The following is a 22,265-nucleotide window of genomic DNA, read 5'->3' as shown; positions in this document are numbered from 1 at the left end:
ACGCAGCCCGATACAATAGCAGGACAGCGTACACTTCTATAACGGCGGTGTTCATTAATGACGGGAAGCCAAGGTGCAAGATAAGTCGCTCGCAGAAACCGAGTATAATCAATTCAGACTGTTTTTAGAGCAGCATAGCGGTATTGTGCTCGGTGAAAATAAGCAGTATCTCGTCAGAAGCCGATTAGCGCCTTTGATGGGCAAATATGGCTTACCTTCGTTGTCTGAAGTCGTTAAGCAGTCGATGCGTCCTACCGAGCGTCAATTACGTGCGGAAGTGATTGATGCCATGACCACCAACGAAACCCTGTGGTTTCGTGACAAATACCCGTTCGATTTGATGGCTAACCAACTGTTGCCACAATATGCCAAATTAGGCCGTCCACTAAAAATCTGGTCAGCTGCTTGTTCTTCAGGGCAAGAGCCTTACTCATTAGCCATGACAGCGCTGCAATATCAGCAACGTAAACCGGGCGGATTACCCGGTGGAGTATCAATCCAAGCGACTGACCTATCGCCCTCAATGCTGGAGCGATGTAAAAATGCCGAATATGATGGGCTGGCATTGGCGCGGGGTTTATCTGAGGAGCATAAGCGTCAGTTTTTTGATGCTTTGCCAAATGGCAACATGCGCTTAAAGGATAATGTGCGGCGTTTAGTTAATTTCCGCGCGCATAACTTATTGGAAAGTTACTCGTTACTTGGCAAGTTTGACATCATCTTTTGCCGTAATGTGCTTATCTATTTTGCCCCGGAAGCCAAAGCCAAAATCTTGCGGCAATTTGCTGCCGCTTTGAATCCCAAAGGCATCTTGTTTTTGGGCGCCTCTGAGTCTATTGCTGGGTTAACCGATGAATTTGACATGATCCGCTGTAATCCAGGGATTTATTATCAGAAGAAAACCTAAGCACACGCGTTATCAGCGCTATTGATGACGAATGCCAGCCTGTTGCGAAACGGCTGGCATTTTTATTGCCTAACTTTTCTATCAGCGTCACTTAACTGGCAATGAATCTGACCGTCCTTAGCATCACCAAGGCTGTTTTGTGGCATATAAATTGCTTTGATTCTGCTACTCAGTGTTGGAGGAAAATTTTATGGCGATCAGTTTCGATAATGCACTTGGCATTCACCAATATACGTTGGGGATCCGTGCTGAGCGTGCTGAAGTGCTCTCCAGCAACATTGCCAATGCCGATACACCTCATTACAAAGCGCGTGATGTGGATTTTTCTACGGCATTGCAGGGCGCCATGAGCCAACAAAAAGGCTTGAAGATGGCGGCCACCTCTGAAAAGCATTTTGATTTACAAACGCTAACGCAGCAAAACGTCAAATTTCGTGTGCCTGATCAACCCGATACTGGGGATGGCAACACGGTTGATATGCAGAAGGAACAGCAAGCGTTTATGCAAAACTCTCTTGAATACCAGATGTCGCTACAGTTTCTCGGTGCGCGTTTCTCCGGCATGAAAAAAGCGATTAGAGGAGATTAATCATGGGACTGTATAACATCTTTAATATCGCGGGTTCGGGGATGTCGGCACAGACTGTTCGCCTCAATACCACGGCCAGTAACATCGCCAACGCTGATTCCGTTTCCAGTAGTCTTGACCAAACCTACAAAGCGCGCCATCCGGTGTTTCAGGCGGAGTTAGCCAAGGCGACCCAAGGTCAACAGCAACAAGAATCATATTCGGTGAAAGTGCAGGGGATTGTCGAAAGTGATAAGCCGTTGCAGAAAGAATACGCACCAGATCATCCATTGGCCGATGCCGATGGTTTTATTTATAAGCCTAACGTCAACGTCGTTGAAGAGATGGCCGACATGATTTCAGCGTCGCAATCTTATCAAATGAACGTGCAAGTGGCTGATGCGACCAAGTCGATGCTGCAACAAACATTGCGTTTAGGCCAATAAGGAGAATTGAACCGTGGCAATTAACTCACTTAATTCTCTGCTAGATACGTCAAGCGCCAGCGCTGCTACGTCGCAGGTGAATACCAATAACCAAAGTCTGACTCAAGCGGACTTCTTCTCGTTACTCAGTACCCAGTTATCGATGCAGGATCCTTCTGATCCGGTGGATAACGACCAGATGATTGCGCAGATGGCATCGTTTTCTACGGTAGATGGTATTGGCCGCTTGAACGATCAAATCGTCAATCTCAATACCGTGATGACCTCAAGCCAAGCATTACAGGCATCAGGATTGGTTGGCCAAAAAGTGTTGGTTCCCTCTGGTACAGCCTACATGTCGGCAGAGGATCCAAGCTTGAAAGCGGTTATTAGCACCACTGAACCTATCAACATTATTCGTGTATCGGTCAAAGATACATCGGGGCAGGTGGTCAAAACATTCAATGTGGATGGCAGTGCAGGCGGCAATATCGATGTTGCTTGGGATGGCACTGATAGTGCGGGCAATCCAATGGCTCCGGGAACCTACACCTTTACCGCAAACGGCACAGTGGATGGTACTGCACAAGAACTGGCGGTAAGTACGTACGGCCATGTGAGCAGCGTGTCGCTGAACGCAACTAGCGGAGCCGTGCTTAACGTTCGCGGTATCGGCGGCGTATTGCTGTCTGATGTATTGGCGGTTTCTGAAGGTTAATTTTTGCGCCGGAGTTTTCCGGGCGATATTCAATAGATTAAGAGGTGGTTTATGTCTTTTAACATTGCTCTTAGTGGGATCAATGCGGCGCAGAAGGATCTCAATACAACGGCCAATAACATCGCCAACGTGAATACCACAGGCTTTAAAGAGTCTCGTGCAGAATTTGCCGATGTTTATGCCACGTCGTTGTTTTCAAGCAGCAAAACTACCGTGGGTGGCGGTGTCACCACGACTCAAGTAGCACAGCAATTTCACCAAGGTAATTTACTATCGACCAACAATGCGTTGGATATGTCGATTAACGGTAATGGCTTTTTTGTAACTGCCTCTGGTATTGGTTCGAGTGATTATTCTTTCACCCGTGCCGGTGCATTTAAACGTGATGAAGACGGTTTCTTAGTAGATTCTGATGGTAACTTCTTGCAGACATTCCCCGTCGATGGCGATGGCAATGCCTCTTCTGTGAGTTTGAGTACCACAACCCCAATTCAGATTCCTGATACTGCAGGTAGCCCTCAAGCAACTGAAAACGTACGTATTAGTATGAACTTGAATTCCAATGCAGAAACGATGAACCCTGCCGCATTTGATCCTACTGATTCAACCACGTTTAATAATTCGACCGCGGTTACCATTTTTGACTCGCTTGGTGAGTCTCATACGTTGACAACCTATTTTGTGCGTCCACAAAACGGCGCATACACTGGGCAAAGTAATTGGGTGGCGTTCTATTCACTTGATGGTCAAGCGGTGAACTTGGGTTCTGCAGGTTCATATTCAACAGACACCGATGGTGATGGCGCTGCGGATTCAACTGCGTCAGCGTTAGCTACACAGCCAGATGGTGTGACTCCTTGGAACGGTGCAGTGCTCAGCTTTGATGCTTCTGGTAACTTTGTTGGTACTGATCCAGCGACCATGACTACTGAGGCGCTTGGGATTTCGGGGGCAAATGTCTTGTCTGCAGCGGCTGATGGTTCGCAGACGTTGACCATTGGGTTCAATCGTCCAACCCAGTATTCCGAAGCGTTTAATACGACAGAATTAGATCAAGATGGTATTACCGTGGGCCGACTAACCAACGTCGAAGTTGGTGCTGACGGGCTTGTATCTGCTAATTACAGCAATGGATCAACAGTGCCTTTAGGGCAAGTTGCCTTAGTGCGCTTTGCCAATGAACAAGGTTTGACACAGGTTGGGAATACTTCTTGGAAGGCAAGTCTTGATTCCGGTGAAGCAATAGCGGGTGAAGCAAACAGCGGCGTGTTCGGTACGATTCGTTCATCATCACTCGAGCAGTCAAACGTCGATCTGACGACTGAGTTGGTGGATTTGATTTCTGCACAGCGTAACTTCCAAGCCAACTCGCGCACCTTAGAAGTTAACAACACCCTGCAGCAGACTATTCTGCAGATCCGCTAATCGCTCCTCTAGCGGCTAAGTCATTCGAAGCGGCAATCTCTTGCCGCTTCATTGTTTTTATCTTCTGCATTTCTGCTAACGCGTTGTCCGTACGAGTCTAATTTCAGCGCCTTTTTATGGCACGAAGCTTGCTTTTATCCGGTTAAGCTCAATTTTTGACGGAGCAAGCCGTGGACAAATTTCTTTATATCTCAATGACGGGCGCTAAGCAGAACATGAATGCCTTATCTGTTCGTGCCAACAATTTGGCCAACGCCAGCACCGATGGTTTTAAGGCTGATCTTAACCAAGCGCGTGCTATGCAAGCCTTTGGTGAAGGTTTGCCAACACGTGTTTTTGCTTTGTCTGAAAAACCCGCATCAAGTTTTAAAAATGGCCCAATTCAAACCACGGGTCGAGATATGGATATTGCCATCAAAGGTGATGGCTGGATTGCCGTTGAAGACGCCGATGGCGGCGAAGCATATAGCCGTGCCGGTAGTTTGACGTTCGATTCATTTGGCATGGTGAAGAATAGTCACGGTGACCCCGTACTGGGTGAGAACGGCGCGCCCATTATTCTGCCGTTGCCGATTCGTAAACTGGATATTGGTTCTGACGGCATGATCTCAGTACAGCCACTGGGTGCGACACCCGAAGTGAACTTTGAGGTGGCACGGATCAAATTGGTCAATCCCGGCAATGAAAACATGATGCGTGGCGACGATGGTTTGTATCGCTTAATGGACGGTACAACTGCTGATGCAAATGGGGATGTCAGCATCGTCAATGGTGCCATTGAAGGCAGTAACGTCAACCCAATCGAAGAGATGACGGCACTTATCAACTTGCAACGTCAATTTGAACTGCAAGTAAAAATGATGAAGTCAGCTGAAGAAAACGATAAAGCGTCAGCCTCGCTGCTGCGCATTAGTTAGGAGTAACCGATATGCAACCCGCTTTATGGATCAGTAAAACTGGCCTTGATGCCCAGCAAACCGATATTGCCGTCATTTCTAACAACGTGGCGAACGCGAGTACTGTTGGTTTTAAAAAAGGCCGCGCAGTATTTGAAGACTTGCTTTATCAAACTGTTAACCAAGCCGGTGGCGTGAGTGCGGCTAACACCCGATTGCCCAACGGTTTAGAGTTGGGGGCGGGTACCAAGGTAGTCTCCACCCAGAAAAACTTCTCTCAAGGCAACATGCTGACCACCGATAATTCGCTGGATTTGATGATTGAAGGCTCTGGGTTTTTTGAAATCCAAATGCCAGATGGCACCACCGCTTATACCCGTAACGGCCAATTCACCATGGATGATACCGGGCAGATCGTAACGTCAGGAGAAGGCTTTGTGCTGCAACCAGCGATTACGATCCCGGATAACGCGATTAGCATTACGGTGTCTGCTGAAGGTGAAGTGTCGGTACAAACCCCAGGCAATGCCCAAAGCGAAGTCGTTGGTCAGCTCACCGTGTCAGATTTTATTAACCCAGCAGGTTTGAATCCTATTGGTCAAAACCTGTATTTGGAAACTGGCGCTAGTGGCGCCCCCGTGCAAGGTACCGCCTCAGTGGATGGTATGGGCACTATTCGCCAAGGCGCACTGGAAACCTCCAACGTAAACGTCACCGAGGAACTGGTGAATCTGATTGAAAGTCAGCGGGTGTATGAGATGAACTCGAAAGTGATCTCAGCTGTGGATCAGATGCTGGCTTACGTGAATCAGAATCTCTAATGAGGTGATGAGATGAGAACGCTATTTGTTCTGAGCACATTGGCGCTACTGGCTGGTTGCGCCTCGACTAGCGGTGGCAAGCCGATCCCTGATGATCCTTTCTACGCGCCTGTCTATCCCGATGATACCAGTATCAATCAGCCGCCTACGGGGTCTATTTACAGTGAAGGAAAGGCTAACTCCCTGTTTTCTGACCTTAAAGCCCATCGTGTTGGCGATATCGTTACCATTATGCTGCGAGAAACCACCACCGCATCTAAGAGTGCCAACAACCAAATTGCCAAAGGCTCAAACCTTAATGTCAATCCGCTGACAGCGGCTGGCGCACCGGTCACTATCAACGGTAACACTTTGGACGTGGGCTATTCCGATTCGATGGATACCTCACGCGCGGCGGGTTCCGATCAAAGCAACAGTATCTTCGGCCAGATTTCAGCCAACGTCATGCAAGTGCTGAGTAATGGCAACTTGGTGGTGCGTGGCGAGAAATGGATCACCATCAACAACGGCGATGAATTTATTCGGGTCACCGGCATTATTCGTCCGCAAGATATCGACACCGACAACACAGTGCAGTCACCTCGTGTTGCTAACGCGCGCATCCAATACAGCGGAACCGGTACCTTTGCTGACTCACAAAAAGTGGGCTGGCTGAGCAAGTTCTTTATGTCTGATTGGTGGCCATTCTAAGGAGCGATGATATGAAGTTACTTAAACTGTTGTTGCTCTCCTTGTGCGTCATTCCTTTCGCCCATGCCGAGCGGATAAAAGACATTGCCGATATTCAAGGCGTGCGTAATAACCAGTTGATTGGCTATGGCTTAGTGGTTGGTTTGCCGGGCACCGGGGAAAAGACCCGTTATACCGAACAAACCTTTATGACTATGCTGAAAAACTTCGGCATCAATTTGCCGGCGGGGGTTCGACCCAAAATCAAAAACTCCGCGGTGGTGGCGGTTAATGCGGATATGCCAGCCTTTATCAAGCCTGGGCAGACCATTGACGTGACCGTCTCTAGTCTTGGCGAAGCTAAAAGTTTGCGTGGTGGTAGTTTGTTGCAAACCTTTTTGAAAGGGGTGGATGGCAATGTCTACGCTATCGCCCAAGGCAGTTTAGTGGTCAGCGGTTTCAGTGCTGACGGCTTAGACGGCTCGAAAGTGATCCAAAATACCCCGACCGTTGGTCGCATTCCTAATGGCGCCATTGTTGAACGTGAAGTGCCCAGTGCGTTTGCCACTGGCGATTATTTGACATTTAACCTGCACAGTTCCGATTTTACCACCGCAAAACGTACCGCGGATGCCATCAATAATTTACTCGGCCCAGGTATGGCGCGCGCGCTGGATGCGACCTCCATTCAAGTCAGTGCCCCGCGTGATGCCTCACAGCGGGTAACCTATCTTTCCATGCTGGAAAATATTGAAGTCACTCCTGCCGAGGAAAGCGCCAAAGTTATCGTGAACTCGCGCACAGGTACCATTGTCGTCGGCAAAGATGTACGCCTGTTGCCTGCGGCGATTACCCACGGTGGTTTGACCGTCACCATCTCGGAATCGCCACAAGCGAGTCAACCCAATGCTCTTGCGAACGGCAACACCGTTGTGGTGCCCAACAGTACGCTCAATGTTGAACAAGCCAATCGCCGCATGTTTATGTTTGACCCTGGCACAACGCTCGATGAGTTAGTAAGAGCAGTAAACATGGTCGGTGCAGCACCATCAGATGTTCTGGCAATTTTAGAAGCATTAAAAGTGGCCGGAGCTTTGCATGGTGAGCTTATCGTGATTTGATTTTTGGCGGTTTAGCGAATGAATCGGCTGGCAGATACCACTCAATTTATGGACTTAGCAGGTCTTGATAACCTGCGTTCAAAAGCCCTGACAGATCAAAAAGCTGCGCTCAAAGAAGTGGCGCAGCAGTTTGAGGGTATCTTCGTGCAAATGTTGATGAAAAGCATGCGTGAAGCCAATGCCGCATTTGAGTCTGACAGCCCGCTGAACAGCCAGTACACCAAGTTTTATGAAGGCATGCACGATCAGCAGATGTCAGTGAATCTCTCCAGCAAAGGCATGTTGGGCTTGGCTGATTTGATGGTACAGCAGTTATCGCCTGAAGGTAGCAACATGACGCCAGCGTCAGCCTTACATGGCCAGCACGGAGCGTTGGCGAAAGATTTCAACACGTCACCACAGGCAACTGCTGCAGCCAATGATACTAACCTTAATTCGTCGGAAAATGCTGTAGCGAATACCGCAGCTACTTCATCAGCAATTAACCCTGAGCTAATGGCATTACAGCAATTATCAGCCAAGGATATTGCGGCAATTGAACAAAAACAGCCAACCGCTTTGCCGCAGCAAGCGCAGTTAGCGGCGGTATTACGTGGCCAAAAATTGCCGACACAAGCGGCAGTGGAAGATTTAGCGAGCCCTGCGCAGTTTGTTAAAACCTTGTACCCCTATGCCAAAGATGCTGCAGAAAAACTGGGCACCACACCTGAAGTGCTGTTAGCCCAATCAGCATTGGAAACCGGTTGGGGACAAAAGATGACCAAAGCGGGTAATGGTCAGTCGAGTAATAACTTATTCAACATCAAAGCGGGTAACCGTTGGGCGGGTAACACCACAGTTGTGGATACGCTGGAATATGAACAAGGCCACGCCGTGACCAAGAAAGAAGATTTCCGTGTGTATGACTCAATCAAAGCCAGCTTTGATGACTATGTGCAACTGATTAACGGCAACGAACGTTATCAAACGGCGCGTGACAGTGCCGCAAATCCGGCTGCGTTCATCAAAGGCTTAGCCGATGCCGGCTACGCAACCGATCCGCAATATGCACAAAAAGTTATGCGCGTGCTGCAAAGTATTAAACAAGATGTCGGCCAATGGTTGGGCAGTGAAGCGCAGTCAGTGGGTGCGTCAACGACAGGAGCAATAAGCTATGGCAATTGATTTATTGAATATTGCTCGTACTGGCGTTTATTCAGCACAAGCGCAACTTGGGGTCACCAGTAACAACATCAGTAACGTCAATACTGAGGGATACAATCGCCAAGTCGCCACCCAAGTCACTGATAATTCTTATCTACTCGGCGGTAACTATTTTGGTACCGGTAGTTATGTTAATGAAGTAAAACGCATTTATAACGATTTTGCTGCCAGAGAAATGCGCAGTTCTCAAACGGCATTGAGCGGCGCTGAAACCACGCATACCAAACTCAGCCAATTAGACGAGCTGTTTTCCAAAGTGGGTATTGCCGTTCCCTCATCGCTGAACGATTTCTATGCCAGCTTAAATAGTCTTGCGGATCAACCGAGTGACAGCGGAATTCGGCAAAACCTGCTGACGAGCGCAAATCAATTGGCTGTTAGCTTTAATCAGATTGATGGCTATTTGAGCAGTGAAATGAGTCAAACCAATGACGAAATTAGCTCTATTGCCACTCGTATTAATGAGATCAGTAAAGAAATCGCCCAAATCAATCTTGAATTACAAAAGAATCAGGGCACAGATCCACAATTACTGGATAAACAAGACACGTTAATTCAAGAGCTCAGCAAGTATGCCGAGGTCAATGTTGTGCCGATTGAAGGTGGCGGCCGCAGCGTGATGTTTGGCAGCAGCTTCATGTTGGTTTCCGGCCAAGTGGCGATGACGCTCGGTACTCAGCCAGGTGTATCATATCCAACCGAGCCAGATTTAACTTACACCTTGGGCAACACCACCCTAAAAGTGGATGCGAGCAAAATTGGTGGTCAGCTCGGCGCCTTGTTTGATTACCGTGAAAATATTCTGCAGCCCGCCAATCAGCAGTTAGGTTTGTTGGCGCTCGGTGTTGCTGATGCATTTAATACTCAGCAAGCACAGGGGTTAGATTTAAACGGTAATGTCGGGCAAAACATCTTTACCGATATCAATGATGCTACCTTTGCCTCTTCGCGGGTAGCCGCGTTCAAAAGCAATGATGCCACCAATCCAACACCGGCTAGTCTCGGGGTATCACTCACTGATGTCAGCGAGTTAACCGGTAATAGCTATGAATTGAAATTCGATGGCACTGACTATCAGTTAACCAACCTGCAAACCGCAGAAGTTTCAACCTTGACGCTGAATGGCAGTGCGCTTGAAGGCGGCAATGGCTTTGTGATCAATATTCTGGTTGGTTCAATGGTAAGCGGTGACCGTTTTGAGATCCGTCCAACGGGTAACGCCGCACAACAGATTAAGGTCGAAATGACTGATCCCGCTGGCATCGCTGCCGCGGGTGCTTATAGTGCTGATGCCGCCAATTCTGCTGATGCCCAAATTCGGTTGATCAGTATTGACCGCAGCAATGCAGCGCTGCCTTCAAACGGCAGCGAATTGAGCTACACCATCGATTCTGCAGGTAACTATAGCTTCAGCAATGATACTGGCTCAATTATTGGTTCAGGCGTTGCTGCGGGGACACCAATGCAAATCAACAGCAATGGTTTTGTATTTCAAATCGATAGTTTGCCCGCGACAGGTGAATCTGCCACCTATACGTTTGATTTCAGTGGTGCTTCGGGTGATAACGCCAATGCCATTGCCATGGCAAAACTCAGCGACAGCCAAATTATGAATGGCGGCAAAGCCACGCTGACAGATGTCTATGAGCAGACCAAACTCAGTGTTGGCAGCGATACCAAAGCAGCCGAAGTGCGGGTGAGTTCTGCGCAAAGCATCTATGACCAAGCCTACAACCGAGTACAAACCGAATCTGGGGTCAACTTGGATGAAGAAGCCGCCAATCTATTGCGCTTCCAGCAGGCTTATCAGGCGTCGGCGCGGGTGATGACCACCGCCAACACTATTTTTGACACGTTATTTAACGCTGTGCGTTAGGAGGCATAACTCATGAGGATCTCCACAGCACAACTCTACAATCAAAGCATCAGCAGCATTAATAAGCATCAAAGCAGCTCAAATGCATTGATGGATCAAATCTCCAGCGGCAAGCGGGTTAATACCGCCGGTGATGATCCTGTTGCGTCAATCGGTATCGATAACCTGAGTCAGCAAAACACCCTGATCGACCAGTATTTGAAGAACATTGACTATGCCACTAATCATCTCGCGTTAGCTGAAAGCCAATTGGGTGATGCCGACACTCTGACGATGTCGATTCGCGACAACATGTTAGCTGCATTAAACGGCAGTTACAGTGAAAGTGAGCGGCAAAGTCTTGCCGATGAGATGCAACATGGCCTCGATGCCCTGTTGGCATTGGCCAACTATCGCGATGGTGATGGTCATTATCTGTTTTCTGGCACCTTAACCGAACAACAACCGTTTGCTTTCGATAACAGCGGCAACATAGTCTATTCCGGCAATGATGATACTCGGCAAGCCTTGGTTGCCGCCGGCGTAGCCATTGCCACTAATTTGCCGGGTGACACCGCATTTATGGCGGCACCTAATGCCATGGGCGACTTTAGCGTCAATTATTCGGCAAACCAAACTGGTGATTTTGTGGTTAGCGCGGCTGAAATTAGCGATAGCGCTGCATATGCCGCCGCGCCAGTCGGGGATTACACCATTAGCTTCACTGATGACGGTGCTGGTGGGTTAAATTATCAAGTCTCTCAAGGTGGCGCACCATTAGCCGCACCTGCAGCATTTGATCCTACAAATTCTATTATATTCAATGGGATAAGTATGTCATTTGATGGTGAACCCGCAAATGGCGATAGCCTGACAATCACCGAACAAGCCAACACCAATATTTTTGACACCATTCAGCAGGCAATTAACCTGTTTACCAGCGGCAATGATCTGCAAACACCGGCAGGGCAATCCGAGTTGGCACAATTGTTGAATAACTTCGATAGCAGTGTCGAACAAATGCGCGATGCGCGCAGTGTGGCAGGTAATGCGCTCAATAGTTTAGACCGCATTACCGATAACCATCAGAACTTAAAGCTCGCCAACAGTTCTGCGTTATCCACACTAGAAGATTTGGACTTCGCTGAAGCCATTTCTGAGTTTGAAAAACAGCAGGTGGCGCTCAACGCCTCATCGCAGCTGTTCGGCAGACTGAGTTCATTCAACCTGTTTGACTATATCTAGCAGGCTGAAGCGTGAAATAAGGCTGTTGAAGTCATGCACTCAAGCATGAGGTTTCGACAGCGAGGCAACTGATTTAACCCAATTATTGAGTAAATCAATCGTTTATTAACATGTTTAGCCAAGCTCCAAGTCTTGGCGTAAAAACTGAGAAGAGGAATTTAACATGGCTATTACTGTTAATACCAATGTGACCTCACTGAAGTCACAAAAAAACCTAAACGGCGCCAATAGTGCGCTGCAAACCTCAATGGAGCGTCTGTCATCTGGATTGCGTATCAATAGCGCCAAAGATGACGCCGCAGGTCTGCAAATCTCTAACCGTTTGACCAGTCAGATTAATGGTTTGGATGTGGCGCAACGTAACGCTAACGACGGTATTTCGATTGCGCAAACCGCCGAAGGTGCAATGCAGGAATCAACCAATATTTTGCAACGTATGCGTGATTTGTCTTTGCAATCTGCTAACGGTTCCAACTCACAGGCTGACCGTGATGCGATGCAAAAGGAACTATCAGCATTACAACAAGAGTTAACGCGGATTTCCGATACCACTTCTTTTGGTGGACAAAAGCTGATTGACGGAAGCTACGGTACGCAAGCGTTTCAGGTCGGTTCTAATGCAAACGAAACTATCTCTGTTTCGTTAATATCTGTAGCTGCTTCTGATATTGGCGCTTATAAAAGTGATGATACAGGGACTCGATATGGGTCCTTTGTGACCACTGCCGCAGGCAGCAACGGGCATACGTCGATCAGCTTGGGTATCACTGCAGGTACTAAAACTACCAATGTAACAACCGCCGACAACGATACTGCCGCAGAATTGGCAGACAAGATCAATAGGTCGGGCTCGGCTGTAACAGCGACGGCGAGGACTGAGGTTCAGGCGGCTCTAACAGGGAGTTTTGCCAATGGCTTAACCATGAATGTTGATGATGGCAGCGTTTCTGCGCAAGTTTCTTTGACTGGCTATTCAACCGAAGAAGATCTGGCTAAGGCGATTAACAATGCATCGGGTGAAACCGGTGTCACTGCCACTCTTGATAATGGTGTATTGTCAATTGTCAGTGCGAGTGGTGCAGATATTAACTTTACTTCTACAGGTGCTAACGCAGGTGCCTCTTTAGTCTTGACTAACATTGGTGCTGACGGTCTAGCTAACGCCACTACCGCAACAGTTAGTGGTGCTTCATCACAAACAGCGGTTGGCACTGTCGCATTTACTTCAGCACAAAGTTTCACTCTATCTTCAAACGCTTCAGAACTGACCAGTGAAACAACAGGTGTGTTTGCTGGTGCAAATACTATTGATATCAGCACTGCAGCGGGTTCTCAAAACGCAATCGCCATTATTGATGGCGCTATTTCGATGATTGATGGCTCTCGCTCTGATTTAGGTGCGATTCAAAACCGTATGAGTTTTACCATCAATAACTTAAATAACATCTCGACTAACGTGGCTGATGCCCGTAGCCGTATTCAAGATGTCGACTTTGCCAAAGAGACGGCCACCATGACCAAACAGCAGATTCTGTCGCAAACCTCATCTGCGATGTTGGCGCAAGCTAACCAGATTCCGCAAGTGGCGTTGTCGTTACTTGGTGGTTAATAACAATAGTTAATATTGTTTTTTGGGTTGATGTTAAAAATGCCAGCGATAGCTGGCGTTTTTATCTGCATGATTTTATTTAAATTTTTCAAACGTAAAAATTTTAAAAAAAGCGGCTAAAGTTTGTTCCTTGGGTGCCGTTACAGTAACTGTAACAAGTTAAGCCCGCCTGGCTGAATCGCTCAGGCAGCTGTCAACCAGGTAAAATGAGGAACCAACATCATGGCCATTACCGTTAATACCAACGTGACCTCGCTGAGCTCACAAAAGAACTTGAACAACGCTAACAGCGCGTTGCAAACTTCTATGAATCGTTTGTCATCAGGCCTGCGTATTAACAGTGCCAAAGATGATGCCGCTGGTCTGCAAATCTCTAACCGTTTGACCAGCCAGATTAACGGTTTGGACGTAGCGCAACGTAACGCCAACGACGGTATCTCAATTGCACAAACCGCTGAAGGCGCGATGCAGCAATCAACTGATATTCTGCAACGTATGCGTGACTTGTCATTGCAATCTGCTAACGGTTCTAACTCATCAGAAGACCGTGCTGCGATGCAAAAAGAAATCACCGCCCTGCAAAGCGAGTTGACTCGTATTTCTGATACCACAGCATTCGGTGGTCAAAAACTGCTTGATGGCTCGTATGGTACTCAGGCCTTCCAAGTGGGGTCAAATGCCAACGAGACCATTAACGTGTCTCTCAAAGCTGTGGGTGCTGCAGATATTGGTACCTACAAATCTGATGCTCCAGGTACAAAATTTGGTGGGCCATTGGTCACAGGTGCTGCTGGTGCCAATACATCAGTTGGTGGTAGTACAACTATCACTAAAGGTACCAACACTACAACAGTAGTGACTGCACTACATGACACTGCAACCGAGGTTGCTGCAAAAATCAATAAGTCTGGTTCAGGAGTAACAGCGACTGCTCGGACTTCGGTAGAAGCGGATTTGACTGCTGCTTATGTTGGTGGCGCTCTGACAATGAAAGTTGATGACGGCAGCAGCACTTCTTCTCTAGATCTTACTGGTATCGCCAATAACGAAGATTTAGCAAAGGCTATTAACAATGTATCAGGTGAAACCGGTGTTAGCGCTAAATTGGAAGATGGTGTACTGACTATCACTAGTGATAACGGTGCAGATATAGGGTTTGCTGTCACCGGTACCAATACTGCAGGGGCAATCGCTCTTAAAAATGTTGCAGCAGATGGTACAAAAAGTGCTACTACTAGCTTGACTACTACAGCAACAGAAGTTGTAGCAGTTGGTGCAATATCGTTGACATCTCCAGAAAGCTTCTCTATCAGTGGTGGTATTACAGCAGAACTTTCTACAGAAACATCAGGTGTGTTTGCAGGTGTTAATACCATCGATGTGAGCACTGCGGCTGGCTCTCAGAATGCACTGGCTATCATCGATGGCGCGATTGCGAGTATCGACGGTCAACGTGCTGACCTCGGTGCGGTGCAAAACCGTATGAGCTTTACCATCAATAACTTGAGCAACATTGCAACCAACGTATCTGATGCACGTAGCCGTGTACAAGATGTCGACTTTGCCAAAGAAACTGCCACTATGACTAAGCAGCAGATTCTGTCGCAAACCTCGTCTGCGATGCTGGCGCAAGCGAACCAGTTGCCACAGGTTGCCCTGTCACTGCTGTAAGCGATTAGTAAAACTTAAGTGAGTTGTCAGGGGAGGGCACAATGTGTTCCTCCCCTTATTGCTTTAACGCAAAAGCGTCTGTCGTAGGTAAACTGGGTCACAGCAGTTTGACCTGATGCAAACTAGAGGAAGCAAGCAAATGAGTGGCGTATCATTACATGCAGATACTGCGATGCAGCCAATGGTGTCATCTGCGGCCGCAGCCAATAAACCGGTAGCCGCTGATGTGGCACCGAACGGCGTTGCCGCTAAATCCGTTCAGCCTATTAACGCTGGTGCGAATATTGCAGCAAACCCTGAGATAACTCAGGCTGTCAATAATGCCGAATCCGCTAACTCGCAGGATGCGCAGGCAGAGTTGAGCCAAGTTGCCTTGGATTTGACCGAAACCATGTCCATGATGAAAAAAGGGCTAGAGTTTAAAGTAGCCGAACAAGATGGTCAGCCGGTGGTTAGCGTGGTGGACGTGGATTCAGGTGATGTTATTCGCCAAATCCCGTCAGAAGAAGCCTTGAAACTGGCGGAAAAGATGTCAGAAGTCGCAGGGTTGTTGATGAAGACGGAAGCTTAAACTTACGCCTTCATCTGAATGCAATTCTACGATGTAATTTGCTGATATCAATAAATTGTTGTGAACGTATTAAGGTTTTAGGAGGCATTTATGGCTGGCGTATCAGCTACAGGCTTAGGCTCAGGGTTAGACATCGGCAGTATTGTGTCTGCGCTGGTGAATGCTGAAAAATCACCTAAAACCGCGGCGCTCAATGCTGATCAAGCGGAAGCAACCTCAAAAATATCAGCTATTGGCTCATTAAAAAGTGCCATTTCATCGTTTGTCGATTCATTGACTAACCTTGGTAAAGCTGAAACCTTTGGTGGTTATTCAACTAAACGATCAAACTTTGATTATTTCACAGCAACTGCATCTGAAGCTGCCGCAGCGGGTAGCTATAAAATTCAAGTAGACCAACTGGCGGAGAGCCAAAAGCTGGCAACGGGTATAGTAACCGATGTGACCGAAGCATTAGGCAGTGGTTCCTTAGGTTTCACAGTGGATGGTGACAGCTTTTCAGTCGACATTGATGGTGATGATTCATTGCAAGATATTGTCAGCAAAATCAATGAGGCTGAGGACAACGTAGGTGTTACTGCGACCATTATCAACGGTGATGCAGGGGCACAATTGGTGTTGACCTCTAATGAAACTGGCACCGCGAATAATATTACTGTCGCTGCCACGGCTGATTTAGTAGGTTCGAAGTTGGATACGCTGTTCAACAATATGACCGAGATTCAGCCTGCAAAACAGGCCACAGTTTACATTGATGGTTTATTGGTTACCTCTAACTCTAATACATTAGATAACGCAATTACCGGTGTTACGCTTGACTTAACTGACGCCGATCCCAATGAAACTACTACCTTGACTGTATCTGCCAATACCAGTAAGCCGAAAGAAGCGATTGATGCGTTTGTTGAGGCCTATAATGAGATGATGACCACGGTTAAAAACCTCTCTAGCTTTAATGCAGATACCGAGACAGGCTCTGTGCTGCAAGGTGACTCCACCATACGCAGTATTCAGTCGCAGTTCCGTACCGCCATTTCATCCATGTTTGACACCGGTGACGGCACCATGGCACTGACCAATTTTGGCATCAGCACCACTCGGGAAGGAACATTAGAGGTTGACAGCGACAAACTGGATGATGCGTTAAAGAATAACGCTGTTGGCTTAACCCAGTTTTTTACCGCCGAAGACACGGGCTTTGCAGCGCGTTTATCCGCTATCGGTGAATCCTATACCCAAACTGGCGGAATATTGGATTCTCGTAATGAATCCTATGAGCGCAAGCTTGACCGAATCGCTGACGAGCGTGAGCGCCTCGATCGCAAAATGGCAGCCTATGAATCTCGCTTAACCGCGCAGTACAATGCAATGGATTTGTTAGTCGGGCAGTTGAACACTCAAAGCAGCACCATTCAAGCGCGCATTGATTCACTGCCAGGTCTAGTGCGAAATAACGACTAAACACGCTATTGAACACGAACAGTAACTAAGCAAGTAACAGGACGGTCGGGTGACGGAATCAACACAATACCAAGAGTTACAGCTGGTAAATCAGTTGCTTGAAGAAGCATTATCGCAATTAGATACTGTGTTTGAAAAAGATTTAGAAGAATCTGAAAGTTTGGCTAAGGTTTTGCAGGGACTGGTGAGCAAGCGTCAACAGATGTTACAGCAGTGGTTATCAACAACCAGCGCAGCTGATTTAGCGCAACTGCAGGCGCAGCAACAGTTAACCCATGAGCTAGAACAAGGTGTTACCACCTTTAAACAGCGTTATGCCGATGAGTTAGCAACCAGAAAAAGTAACACGCAAAAATTGAATTTGTATAAAACCTTGGACGCAGAAAGGTAGGTAGTTATGAGAGGCTCAATCCAGTCTTATCGCAAAGTTTCCCTTGAGAGCCAGATCGCCGATGCTTCTCCGCACAAAATTACGCAGATGTTATTTAGCGGTGCATTGGATCGTATCGCTCAATCAAAAAGTGCGATGGAGCAGCGCGATATCGCCACTAAGGGCTTATTGATCGGTAAAGCCATTGGCATTATTCAAGGGTTAAAGGGCACGTTGGTGATGGATGCCGGCGGCGATATCGCGGCAAATTTAGCGAACCTTTACGATTTTATGGTGCAACGTTTGACCGAGGCTAACATCAACAACGACCCTGCGGCGTTGGATGATGTATCAGGTTTGCTACGCGAGATTAAAGAAGCCTGGGATGCAATCCCCCCTGAAATGCATAACGTCACCTCAGAAAACCATTAAGGTTGTTGAGCAGAGTGAATAAAACAGGCACGCTTAAGTGCCTGTTTTTCGTTGTATGTCATAATATTGACACTGCAGTGAGCGATTAACCAAAATTTGGTCTAAAATCGGATAGATAGGCGCATAAAAGCGATGGTAGACTTGCTTAAATTGAGCCTTTAAGACAATATTCAGCAATACGAGTTTGAAGCCGAAAATGTAACATGGTTGTTACGGTGTCAATCGGATTTCAAAATAGATATTCTCAGAATCAATAATTTACCAAAGCTTAGCGGCCTACTGAATGATGCAGATAGAACAACGGATTTTACTTGTCGGAACCCCTTCAGAGAGTGCCAATCGTCTTTGTAATGTATTGGAATTTATTGGCGAGCAGGTCGAAATTGTTGCTGCTGATGTTGCCGAAAAACTTACCCCTGAAAAGCGCTGCCGTGCGTTAATCCTGCTGGCCGACTCATTAGCTGATTTTGAAGTGCAATTGCTGGTGACGCGTTTACCGTGGCAGCCAATGCTGACCTTAGGCGCAGTTGAGCTGACCTCTTCTAATCTGTTAGGTGTGATTGAAACGCCACTTAACTACAACCAAGTCACCGAGTTGCTGCACTATTGCCAAGTTTTTGGTCAAGTTAAACGTCCGCAAGTGCCTACCAGTGCTAACCAAACTAAGCTGTTCCGCAGTTTGGTGGGGCGCAGCGATGGCGTTGCGCATGTGCGTCACCTGATCAGCCAAGTAGCGTCTTCTGATGCGACTGTGTTGGTGCTTGGGCCATCAGGGACGGGTAAAGAGGTGGTAGCGCGTAATATCCACTATATGTCTGAGCGCCGTGATGGGCCGTTTATTCCGGTAAACTGTGGTGCGATTCCGCCAGAACTGCTTGAAAGTGAACTGTTTGGTCATGAAAAGGGCTCCTTTACCGGTGCGATCAGTGCGCGTAAAGGCCGTTTTGAATTGGCTGAAGGTGGTACGCTGTTTCTCGATGAAATTGGCGATATGCCACTGCAGATGCAGGTTAAGTTACTGCGTGTGTTGCAGGAGCGTGTGTTTGAGCGGGTCGGTGGCAATAAGCCGATTCACGCTGATGTGCGGGTAGTTGCTGCAACGCACCGCAACCTGGAGAATATGATTGAGCAGGGTGAATTTCGTGAAGATCTGTTCTATCGCTTAAATGTATTCCCGATTGAAATGCCGCCGTTGTGCGAGCGCAAAGAAGATATTCCGCTGTTGCTGCAAGAGTTGGTCAGCCGGGTATTTAATGAAGGCCGTGGCCGTGTGCGCTTTACTCAACGCGCGATTGATTCGTTGAAAGAACATGTATGGTCTGGCAACGTGCGCGAGTTATCCAATCTGGTTGAGCGTCTGACAATTCTCTATCCGGGTGGTTTGGTGGATGTAAACGATTTGCCGCATAAATATCGTCATATCGATGTGCCGGAGTATTCGGTTGAAGTCAGTGAAGAGGTGTTGGAGCGTGATGCATTGGCTTCAATCTTCAGTGATGACGAACCGGTTGAGATCCCGGAAACCCGCTTCCCAAGCGAGTTGCCACCAGAAGGGGTTAACCTGAAAGATTTGTTGGCAGAGCTGGAGATCGACATGATCCGTCAAGCTTTGGATCAACAAGATAACGTGGTGGCCAGAGCCGCTGAAATGCTCGGTATTCGTCGTACTACGCTGGTGGAAAAAATGCGCAAGTATGGCATGAGTAAAGAATAATCTGCCTTATCCTTCTGAAAATAATAATAAATTTTATGGCATAATATCTGCATTCACTCCGTCAAACGTATTTTTTTGACGGAGTGCTCATGGCAACTCAATCACTGGCCAAACTTGAAACTATCTCCCATCGTGGACATCAGTGGGTCCAGATGAGTGAAGCAGCGAATATGTCCAACCGTATGGAGCATATTCTGCAGGCCATGCCTTCTGGGATCGTGATCCTTAATGAAGATGGCTTAGTGTCTGAGGCCAATCCTGTCGCCGAATCGCTGTTAGGGCTGCCGTTAGTCGGTCAGCGCTGGCTCACCATTATCAATCGCTCCTTTGCGCCACAAAAAGACGACGGCCATGAAGTGTCGTTGCGTAATGGTCGTCGAGTTAAATTGCAAATCACCCCGCTGGGGCAAGGCAATGGTCAGTTGATTGTGATTACTGATCTGACTGAAACCCGTTTGCTGCAACAAAACTTAGCCCATCTGCAACGCTTGAGTGCGCTCGGGCGGATGGTGGCAAATCTGGCGCACCAAATCCGCACCCCATTATCCGCCGCACTGCTGTATGCCTCAAACTTGGGGAATCCGCGCCTCAAAGCCGACGCGCGCGGTAAGTTTCAAGATAAGTTGATTGACCGTTTGGGCGAGCTAGAACGTCAAGTGAACGACATGCTGCTGATCGCCAAGGGCAAACAAGATCAGCAAGGTGAAGAGGTCGCGGTGAGTGATCTGCTTCAGTTAGTGTTTGCTAACTGCGAGCCTATTTGTAGCAAGCAAAAAGCGACCTTAACCCTCGGTGATAGCGTCGATGCGGCGATTTTGGCCAATATTCATGGCTTAAGCTCGGCGATTAATAATCTGGTGTTAAACAGCCTCGAAGCTGGTGCGAATGAAATTTGCGTTACTAGCCGTTGTGAGCAACAACAAGTGATCATAACCGTTACCGATAACGGTAAAGGGATGGACGCAGAACTGCAGGCCAAAGTGCTGGAGCCATTCTTTACCACCAAAGCGCACGGCACAGGGTTGGGATTAGCGGTAGTGCATTCGGTGGTCAAAAGTCATGGTGGTGAGTTGTCGATCCATTGTGTACCGCGTAACGGTTGTGCGATTAGCTTGAGTTTACCTTTGATCAGCCGCTCAAACGTCGCCCCTGTAGGAGTCTGCTCATGAACGATATCAAACTGCTGTTGGTTGAAGATGACCACGGCTTGCGAGAAGCACTGATTGATACTCTGATGCTGGCGGACTATCAATGCGTTGATGTCGCCAGTGGTGAAGAAGCGATCGTAGCGTTGAAGAAATGCAGCTTCGATATGGTGATCAGTGATGTGCAGATGGATGGCATTGGCGGTATGGGCTTGCTCGACCATCTCAAGCAGTATTACCCGCAAATTCCGGTGTTGTTGATGACGGCTTACGCCACCATCGACAATGCTGTCAGTGCGATTAAATTGGGTGCGGTCGATTATCTGGCCAAACCTTTTGCGCCAGAGGTGTTACTGAACCAAGTGAGCCGCTATTTGACACCAAAGAAAGCCAGTGGTGATCCCGTCGTGGCCGATGAAAAAAGTATCGCACTGCTGGAGTTAGCTAAACGCGTGGCGCAATCGGATGCCTCGGTGATGATCCTTGGCCCGAGTGGTTCAGGTAAAGAGGTGTTAGCGCGTTATATTCATCAGAAAAGTGCCCGGGTTGATGAACCCTTTGTGGCCATCAACTGTGCTGCGATTCCAGAGAACATGCTAGAAGCGACCCTGTTCGGTTATGAAAAGGGCGCTTTTACTGGCGCCTATCAGGCTTGCCCAGGTAAGTTTGAACAAGCTCAAGGTGGCACCTTGCTGCTCGATGAAATCTCCGAGATGGATTTGGGTTTACAAGCCAAACTGCTGCGAGTATTGCAAGAGCGCGAGGTGGAGCGTTTAGGTGGCCGTAAAACCATCAAGCTCGACGTGCGGGTACTGGCAACCTCTAACCGCGATTTAAAAGAGTCGATTGCGAAAGGGGAGTTCCGTGAAGACCTTTACTACCGCATCAACGTATTCCCGTTAGTATGGCCTGCACTGAGCCAACGGCCTGCGGATATTATTCCATTGGCGAAACATCTAATCAGCAAACATGCCAAAGCCAGCCATGTGACACCGGTGCCGCAGCTGGATGATGGTGCGATTCGTAAGTTGCTTGGTCATCGCTGGCCGGGTAACGTGCGTGAACTCGACAACGTGATTCAGCGAGCGATGATTCTACAGCGCAATAGCATTATTGAAGCTGGTGACATCATCATTGACCTGTATGATGTGACTCAGCCGCTGGATAGTCGTTACGCCGAACCAAGTAGCGATGCGCTCGGTGACGAATTAAAGGCGCAGGAACACCAGATTATTTTGGAAACTCTGACCCAATGCCAAGGCTCACGCAAGCTTGTGGCCGAGAAGCTGGGCATCAGTGCGCGTACCTTGCGTTATAAAATGGCGCGCATGCGTGACATGGGGATTGATATTCCCGCTTAACCTTTGATTTATCCCGCCACAACGGTGACAGCTTAATCGCTTTCACCGTTTTTTCTGTTTATTTTTAGATAGATATCT

21 protein-coding genes are annotated in these 22,265 nt (G+C 47.9%); all 21 read left to right on the top strand.

The window, feature by feature from the left end; all coding sequences use genetic code 11:
- Positions 1 to 73: 73 nt before the first annotated feature.
- The 21 genes from JYB87_RS13440 (at position 74) to JYB87_RS13340 (ending at position 22,187) form a co-directional block, all read left to right on the top strand.
- Positions 74 to 907: a CheR family methyltransferase gene (locus JYB87_RS13440; protein WP_207353983.1), complete on the top strand. Its 834-nt coding sequence runs from the start codon at positions 74 to 76 to the stop codon at positions 905 to 907.
- Positions 908 to 1,097: 190 nt separating this feature from the next.
- A complete protein-coding gene (flgB, locus tag JYB87_RS13435; RefSeq protein WP_207353982.1) occupies positions 1,098 to 1,496 on the top strand; it encodes a flagellar basal body rod protein FlgB in 399 nt (132 codons plus the stop codon).
- 2 nt (positions 1,497 to 1,498) lie between these two features.
- A complete protein-coding gene (gene flgC, locus JYB87_RS13430) occupies positions 1,499 to 1,921 on the top strand; it encodes a flagellar basal body rod protein FlgC (RefSeq protein WP_207353981.1) in 423 nt (140 codons plus the stop codon).
- A gap of 19 nt (positions 1,922 to 1,940) precedes the next feature.
- Positions 1,941 to 2,618, top strand: a complete 678-nt coding sequence (locus tag JYB87_RS13425; RefSeq protein WP_207356707.1) for a flagellar hook assembly protein FlgD — start codon at positions 1,941 to 1,943, stop codon at positions 2,616 to 2,618.
- A gap of 51 nt (positions 2,619 to 2,669) precedes the next feature.
- Entirely contained in the window at positions 2,670 to 4,043 is a 1,374-nt protein-coding gene (gene flgE / locus JYB87_RS13420) for a flagellar hook protein FlgE (protein WP_207353980.1), read from the top strand.
- A gap of 170 nt (positions 4,044 to 4,213) precedes the next feature.
- Positions 4,214 to 4,960 carry a flagellar basal-body rod protein FlgF gene (gene flgF, locus JYB87_RS13415; protein WP_207353979.1) on the top strand — a complete coding sequence of 249 codons (747 nt, stop codon included), beginning with the start codon at positions 4,214 to 4,216 and terminating at the stop codon, positions 4,958 to 4,960.
- Between the two features lie 11 nt (positions 4,961 to 4,971).
- On the top strand, positions 4,972 to 5,760 hold the full coding sequence (flgG, locus tag JYB87_RS13410) for a flagellar basal-body rod protein FlgG (RefSeq protein WP_207353978.1): 789 nt from the start codon (positions 4,972 to 4,974) through the stop codon (positions 5,758 to 5,760).
- 12 nt (positions 5,761 to 5,772) lie between these two features.
- On the top strand, positions 5,773 to 6,450 hold the full coding sequence (gene flgH / locus JYB87_RS13405) for a flagellar basal body L-ring protein FlgH (protein WP_207353977.1): 678 nt from the start codon (positions 5,773 to 5,775) through the stop codon (positions 6,448 to 6,450).
- Positions 6,451 to 6,461: 11 nt separating this feature from the next.
- Positions 6,462 to 7,550 (top strand): flagellar basal body P-ring protein FlgI, encoded by a 1,089-nt coding sequence (locus tag JYB87_RS13400; RefSeq protein ID WP_207353976.1) that lies wholly within the window; start codon positions 6,462 to 6,464, stop codon positions 7,548 to 7,550.
- 18 nt (positions 7,551 to 7,568) lie between these two features.
- Positions 7,569 to 8,714, top strand: coding sequence for a flagellar assembly peptidoglycan hydrolase FlgJ (flgJ, locus tag JYB87_RS13395; RefSeq protein WP_207353975.1), 1,146 nt, complete (start codon positions 7,569 to 7,571; stop codon positions 8,712 to 8,714).
- Entirely contained in the window at positions 8,704 to 10,629 is a 1,926-nt protein-coding gene (gene flgK, locus JYB87_RS13390; protein WP_207353974.1) for a flagellar hook-associated protein FlgK, read from the top strand. Before flgJ ends, flgK begins: the two co-directional genes overlap by 11 nt.
- A 12-nt stretch (positions 10,630 to 10,641) precedes the next feature.
- A complete protein-coding gene (gene flgL, locus JYB87_RS13385) occupies positions 10,642 to 11,853 on the top strand; it encodes a flagellar hook-associated protein FlgL (protein ID WP_207353973.1) in 1,212 nt (403 codons plus the stop codon).
- Positions 11,854 to 12,016: 163 nt separating this feature from the next.
- On the top strand, positions 12,017 to 13,462 hold the full coding sequence (locus JYB87_RS13380) for a flagellin (protein WP_207353972.1): 1,446 nt from the start codon (positions 12,017 to 12,019) through the stop codon (positions 13,460 to 13,462).
- Positions 13,463 to 13,684: 222 nt separating this feature from the next.
- Positions 13,685 to 15,133, top strand: coding sequence for a flagellin (locus tag JYB87_RS13375; RefSeq protein ID WP_207353971.1), 1,449 nt, complete (start codon positions 13,685 to 13,687; stop codon positions 15,131 to 15,133).
- A 139-nt stretch (positions 15,134 to 15,272) separates the two neighbouring features.
- Complete coding sequence (locus JYB87_RS13370; protein WP_228729870.1) at positions 15,273 to 15,704, top strand: flagellar protein FlaG; 432 nt, start codon at positions 15,273 to 15,275, stop codon at positions 15,702 to 15,704.
- A 90-nt stretch (positions 15,705 to 15,794) separates the two neighbouring features.
- The gene (gene fliD / locus JYB87_RS13365; protein WP_207353970.1) at positions 15,795 to 17,165 is read left to right on the top strand and encodes a flagellar filament capping protein FliD; all 1,371 of its coding nucleotides are present in this window, start codon (positions 15,795 to 15,797) and stop codon (positions 17,163 to 17,165) included.
- Positions 17,166 to 17,214: 49 nt separating this feature from the next.
- Positions 17,215 to 17,556: a hypothetical protein gene (locus JYB87_RS13360; protein WP_207353969.1), complete on the top strand. Its 342-nt coding sequence runs from the start codon at positions 17,215 to 17,217 to the stop codon at positions 17,554 to 17,556.
- Positions 17,557 to 17,562: 6 nt separating this feature from the next.
- Positions 17,563 to 17,967 (top strand): flagellar export chaperone FliS, encoded by a 405-nt coding sequence (gene fliS / locus JYB87_RS13355; RefSeq protein WP_207353968.1) that lies wholly within the window; start codon positions 17,563 to 17,565, stop codon positions 17,965 to 17,967.
- A gap of 283 nt (positions 17,968 to 18,250) precedes the next feature.
- On the top strand, positions 18,251 to 19,681 hold the full coding sequence (locus JYB87_RS13350; RefSeq protein ID WP_324032239.1) for a sigma-54 dependent transcriptional regulator: 1,431 nt from the start codon (positions 18,251 to 18,253) through the stop codon (positions 19,679 to 19,681).
- Between the two features lie 89 nt (positions 19,682 to 19,770).
- Positions 19,771 to 20,850: a sensor histidine kinase gene (locus tag JYB87_RS13345; protein WP_207353967.1), complete on the top strand. Its 1,080-nt coding sequence runs from the start codon at positions 19,771 to 19,773 to the stop codon at positions 20,848 to 20,850.
- Positions 20,847 to 22,187 carry a sigma-54-dependent transcriptional regulator gene (locus JYB87_RS13340; RefSeq protein WP_207353966.1) on the top strand — a complete coding sequence of 447 codons (1,341 nt, stop codon included), beginning with the start codon at positions 20,847 to 20,849 and terminating at the stop codon, positions 22,185 to 22,187. Before JYB87_RS13345 ends, JYB87_RS13340 begins: the two co-directional genes overlap by 4 nt.
- The last annotated feature ends 78 nt before the right edge of the window (positions 22,188 to 22,265 follow it).

Source organism: Shewanella avicenniae (assembly GCF_017354945.1).
Taxonomy (GTDB): Bacteria; Pseudomonadota; Gammaproteobacteria; order Enterobacterales; family Shewanellaceae; genus Shewanella; species Shewanella avicenniae.
The sequence above is the reverse complement of the archived record's forward strand: the minus strand, read 5'-3'. Positions and strand labels throughout refer to the sequence as shown.

What these genes read in the sequence shown, in the direction of transcription:
- flgB (WP_207353982.1), top strand. Translation starts at nt 1,098, where the DNA reads ATGGCGATCAGTTTCGATAATGCACTTGGCATTCACCAATATACGTTG.
- flgC (WP_207353981.1), top strand. Translation starts at nt 1,499, where the DNA reads ATGGGACTGTATAACATCTTTAATATCGCGGGTTCGGGGATGTCGGCA.
- flgE (WP_207353980.1), top strand. Translation starts at nt 2,670, where the DNA reads ATGTCTTTTAACATTGCTCTTAGTGGGATCAATGCGGCGCAGAAGGAT.
- flgG (WP_207353978.1), top strand. Translation starts at nt 4,972, where the DNA reads ATGCAACCCGCTTTATGGATCAGTAAAACTGGCCTTGATGCCCAGCAA.
- flgH (WP_207353977.1), top strand. Translation starts at nt 5,773, where the DNA reads ATGAGAACGCTATTTGTTCTGAGCACATTGGCGCTACTGGCTGGTTGC.
- JYB87_RS13400 (WP_207353976.1), top strand. Translation starts at nt 6,462, where the DNA reads ATGAAGTTACTTAAACTGTTGTTGCTCTCCTTGTGCGTCATTCCTTTC.
- flgJ (WP_207353975.1), top strand. Translation starts at nt 7,569, where the DNA reads ATGAATCGGCTGGCAGATACCACTCAATTTATGGACTTAGCAGGTCTT.
- flgK (WP_207353974.1), top strand. Translation starts at nt 8,704, where the DNA reads ATGGCAATTGATTTATTGAATATTGCTCGTACTGGCGTTTATTCAGCA.
- flgL (WP_207353973.1), top strand. Translation starts at nt 10,642, where the DNA reads ATGAGGATCTCCACAGCACAACTCTACAATCAAAGCATCAGCAGCATT.
- JYB87_RS13380 (WP_207353972.1), top strand. Translation starts at nt 12,017, where the DNA reads ATGGCTATTACTGTTAATACCAATGTGACCTCACTGAAGTCACAAAAA.
- JYB87_RS13375 (WP_207353971.1), top strand. Translation starts at nt 13,685, where the DNA reads ATGGCCATTACCGTTAATACCAACGTGACCTCGCTGAGCTCACAAAAG.
- JYB87_RS13370 (WP_228729870.1), top strand. Translation starts at nt 15,273, where the DNA reads ATGAGTGGCGTATCATTACATGCAGATACTGCGATGCAGCCAATGGTG.
- fliD (WP_207353970.1), top strand. Translation starts at nt 15,795, where the DNA reads ATGGCTGGCGTATCAGCTACAGGCTTAGGCTCAGGGTTAGACATCGGC.
- fliS (WP_207353968.1), top strand. Translation starts at nt 17,563, where the DNA reads ATGAGAGGCTCAATCCAGTCTTATCGCAAAGTTTCCCTTGAGAGCCAG.
- JYB87_RS13350 (WP_324032239.1), top strand. Translation starts at nt 18,251, where the DNA reads ATGATGCAGATAGAACAACGGATTTTACTTGTCGGAACCCCTTCAGAG.
- JYB87_RS13345 (WP_207353967.1), top strand. Translation starts at nt 19,771, where the DNA reads ATGGCAACTCAATCACTGGCCAAACTTGAAACTATCTCCCATCGTGGA.
- JYB87_RS13340 (WP_207353966.1), top strand. Translation starts at nt 20,847, where the DNA reads ATGAACGATATCAAACTGCTGTTGGTTGAAGATGACCACGGCTTGCGA.